Annotated in this window: 4 protein-coding genes; 2 read left to right on the top strand and 2 right to left on the bottom strand. The window is 60.3% G+C overall.

Annotated elements, in window-relative coordinates; genetic code table 11:
- Positions 1-71: 71 nt before the first annotated feature.
- The gene (locus ABX749_RS26285; RefSeq protein WP_372898617.1) at positions 72-989 is read right to left on the bottom strand and encodes a hypothetical protein; all 918 of its coding nucleotides are present in this window, start codon (positions 987-989) and stop codon (positions 72-74) included.
- Positions 990-1,368: 379 nt separating this feature from the next.
- Between ABX749_RS26285 and ABX749_RS26280 the strand changes: the two genes are divergently transcribed.
- Positions 1,369-1,794, top strand: coding sequence for a YkgJ family cysteine cluster protein (locus ABX749_RS26280; RefSeq protein ID WP_145207657.1), 426 nt, complete (start codon positions 1,369-1,371; stop codon positions 1,792-1,794).
- Here the strand turns inward: ABX749_RS26280 and ABX749_RS26275 are convergent.
- Entirely contained in the window at positions 1,791-2,789 is a 999-nt protein-coding gene (locus ABX749_RS26275; protein ID WP_372898616.1) for a Gfo/Idh/MocA family protein, read from the bottom strand. The two genes, ABX749_RS26280 and ABX749_RS26275, sit on opposite strands and share 4 nt — an antisense overlap.
- A gap of 181 nt (positions 2,790-2,970) precedes the next feature.
- On the opposite strand from ABX749_RS26275, the gene ABX749_RS26270 reads away from it, so the two are divergent.
- The coding region (locus ABX749_RS26270) for a PQQ-binding-like beta-propeller repeat protein (protein WP_372898615.1) at positions 2,971-3,518 on the top strand (548 nt) is incomplete at its 3' end.

Here is a 3,518-nt window from a genome sequence, read left to right as displayed (position 1 = left end):
GGCAAACCGTCAGGGGTGCGAACTGCCAACGAGGCACGCCGCGGCGATGGTCGGGAGCGGGATGTCCCGGTTTATTCCGATTCCAGGTCTTCGGCAGTAAACCGTCCGCGGCGGCGGAGGCTGGATGGTGTCGGGGGGGCGGCCGCGTCGCCGTTGATCAGCCGACGCAACCGTCGGCTGGGGGCCGGAACGCTGCTGCGAACGTTGTGTTGTGATGCGTTGGGCGCTGTGTTTGGGAGGTTGCCCAGACGTGACTGGCTTGCCGGTGGGTCGATGCGGTAGTGGGATGGATCGGCCGGCGAGGACTGCCGCGGCAGTCGCACCGAAGCCGAACGGGTGGTCGGATCGAGATCAGCGTCTTGGCCGAGAGCGTGGTGCCCGTGGCTGACCAGACAGGAACTGACCAGGCAGGCTTGCACGCGATGAATCGCCAGGGTGCGATCGATCCGGCGCCACAGGTCGGCGTGCTGCACATCGATCCGCCGGCCGAAGTGTTCCCAGCGAAAGTTGTTTTGACGCCAGCGGGGCAGCGAGTTGGAGAGCGAACGAATCAGGTAGCGATTGTTGCTCAACAGCGTCACCGCGCTGGGGCCTTCGAGTGATTCCAGTCCCCGCACGGCTGCCAACAACGTCAGCCGATTGAGGTCGCCGAGTTCTTGGTCTTCGGCATCTAAAATCAATTCCCCGTCGGCCGCTTCGAGTGTGAATCGCCACCGTCCATCGGTGAGCGAGCGCGAGTAGGCTTCGCAAACGAGCAGGTAATCCGTTTCAATTGCTGGGTTCTGGTGGGAGGGGAGTCCAGAGGAGGGCACGGCAATCGGTGGATTATGGAGGGCTCGGTTTTGCGTCATCAGCGAAGGGCCGACGGGGTCCATTGGGAATGACAGCTTCACGGCACGCAGCTCCATTGACGATGCTTCGGGAAGAAAACAGACTCGCGTGACATCTGCGAGTGACTTGGCATCCGGGCCGCCTGACCAGTGATCCATTCCATTGAGTGCGACGACGAGAGTTGCCCGCAGGATTGGGAGGGGCAGGCACTCTCGTCGTGCAAGAGTGGACTCGTCAAACTTTGCCGCGTCGCCAAAGTTTGTCCAGTAGATTTTGCTTGCGCCGATTGAAGGCCGCTGTCAGGACGCTACCATTCGCTACAATCGGTGCCCTTTACGGCTCGACCCGTCTTCGAGCCGGCCACGCGCCGGCCTGTTGATGGAGTCGATCTTTCGAATGCAACGCGATCAGGTCAGCCGCGATGCGTCGGCGAGGGACGCCGCGTGGCCCCTTGCTAACGCGTGCGGGCTTGAATCAACTGGCCGGCGCGCCTCCCGTACCACCGCATCGCCAAGTTCATTTCTGTTTCCAATCATCATGCCGAGCAACACTCAACGCCCCTGGTACCACGACGGTTTGCGGTTCGAATGCACGCAGTGCGGAGCGTGTTGCAGTGGCGATCCGGGCTACGTCTGGGTCGAACAAAACGAGATCGATGCGATGGCCGAAGCGATGAGTTTGTCGGTCGACGAATTTGAATCCCAATTCGTCCGCCGCGTCGGTGCGCAAAAGAGTTTGCGTGAGTATCCCGACGGCGATTGCATCTTGTTGGATCCCCAGCAGCGGACGTGCTTGGTTTACCAGGCACGCCCGATTCAGTGCCGGACCTGGCCGTTCTGGGATTCAACGATCGAGACCAAGAAAGCATGGCGGGAGACATGCGAGGAGTGTCCCGGCGCCGGCAAAGGCAAGCTGTACACGTTCGATGAAATCGAAGTGCAGCGAAAGCAGAAGAGCGTCTAAACCTGCCACTGACAGATTTGTATGGCGTCGGCGGCCAGATTGCCATCGAGCAAGGGCGACACTTCACCGCTACGAATCGATTCGGCCGCCGCGTCGAGTTCCTTGACGAAGCTGGAGATCGGATCGCCGTCGCCCAGATCAGGTCGTTCGACGCGGCCGTCTTGATGAAGAATCACCAGCGGGATGGTCGCCGTGGTTTCGTCGGCATAGGCGGCGAATTCAAACTGAATCGTTGCCCGTTCGAAGGAGACTTCGTAGCCGTGGGTGAAGCCCCGCGCCGGAGAATCGATGACGCCGCCGCCGGCCGAAACCGGTCGCCCGTCGGGATAGCGGAACAGCGTTTCGTAGAACTTCGGCACCGAGTCTTTACGTATGCAACTGCTTTCCACCGAGTCGGGCATCCCGAACAAGACGCGAATCAAATGGGCGTCATGGACGTGCAGATCGATCAGCGGCCCGCCGACACTGGTCGGATCGTAGAAATCCGGAATCCAATCCGGCGGTGAGATCGTGCGTTTGAATCGTCCCGCGATCGGCCGTCCGAAGCGACCATCCCGTGCGGCGTCGACCAACAGCCCGAACTCGGGCATGAACGGCAACACGTGGGCGACCATCACGTCGCCGGGGCCGCCGAGTTCCGCCAGCCGCCGCGCATCGTTGGCGGTCAAAGCCAACGGTTTCTCGCACAGCACTTTTTTTCCGGCGGCGATTGATTTTTCGATCGCTTCGGCGTGCAAACTTGGCGGCAAACAGATGTCAATCAAATCGATCGAATCATCGGCCAACATCGCGTCGAGTGATTCGTACACGTTCATGCCGGAAACATCGATTTGCTCGCCGGGAGGCCCAAAGTTACCCTTGATCCCCGTCCAATCGCCGCCACGTTTTGCTTCGTTTCGACTGCAGAAAGCCACCAAGTCAGCTTGATCACTTCGCTGGTAAGCCAGATAGTGAATCCAGCCCATGAACCCGACGCCGACGATTCCCGCACGCATACGCTCTGTTGTCCTATTCAAAGTAAGTTTTCGGGCCATTGTAGCTCGCCGTCTCCAACGAGTCAGTCGCCCGCAGCCGCCGAGCGATCCGTTGGAACCGCCGAGTGATCAAGACGAACAAGTGACCAGGCCGATGCGTGAAAACCTATCATTGATTCCGTTTCGCTTCTACAGTTCTAAAATGAAACATTCCAACGCACCGACGAATCGGCTCGGCTTGATCGCCATCCTTTGCCTCAGTCTATCAGCCGGTGGGGTCGGTTTGGGGCAGGCCCCCGAGGCGGGGCCGTGGCCGCAATGGCGTGGCCCAACGTCGGACAATCACGCCTCGGACGATGTATCGTTGCCGCGGCACTGGGACCTGCGGACGGGGGAAGGCGTCGCCTGGAAAACCAAATTACCCGGCCGCGGGCATTCGACGCCTATTTTTGTTTCCGATGCGATTTTTTTGACCACGGCGGATGAGGACGCCGGCACACAATCGGTCGTGGAACTGGACGCGCGGTCTGGAAAGCTGCGTCAAGAGATCGTGTTGCACCGCGGCACGCTCCCGCCTCGCATCCATCCCAACAACTCGCACGCCTCTCCGTCGATGGCCTATGACGGCGAGCGATTGTTCGCATCGTTCCACACCGACGATGCGATCGTGGTGACGGCGCTCTCGACCGATGGCAGCCAGCTTTGGCGGACGCGCGTCTGTGAGTTCAAACCGTCCAGTTTTCAATTCGG

Source organism: Stieleria sp. (assembly GCF_041595215.1).
GTDB classification, from domain to species: Bacteria; Planctomycetota; Planctomycetia; order Pirellulales; family Pirellulaceae; genus Stieleria; species Stieleria magnilauensis.
Note: the sequence above shows the minus strand (reverse complement) of the source record. Positions and strands in the feature narration are given on the sequence as shown.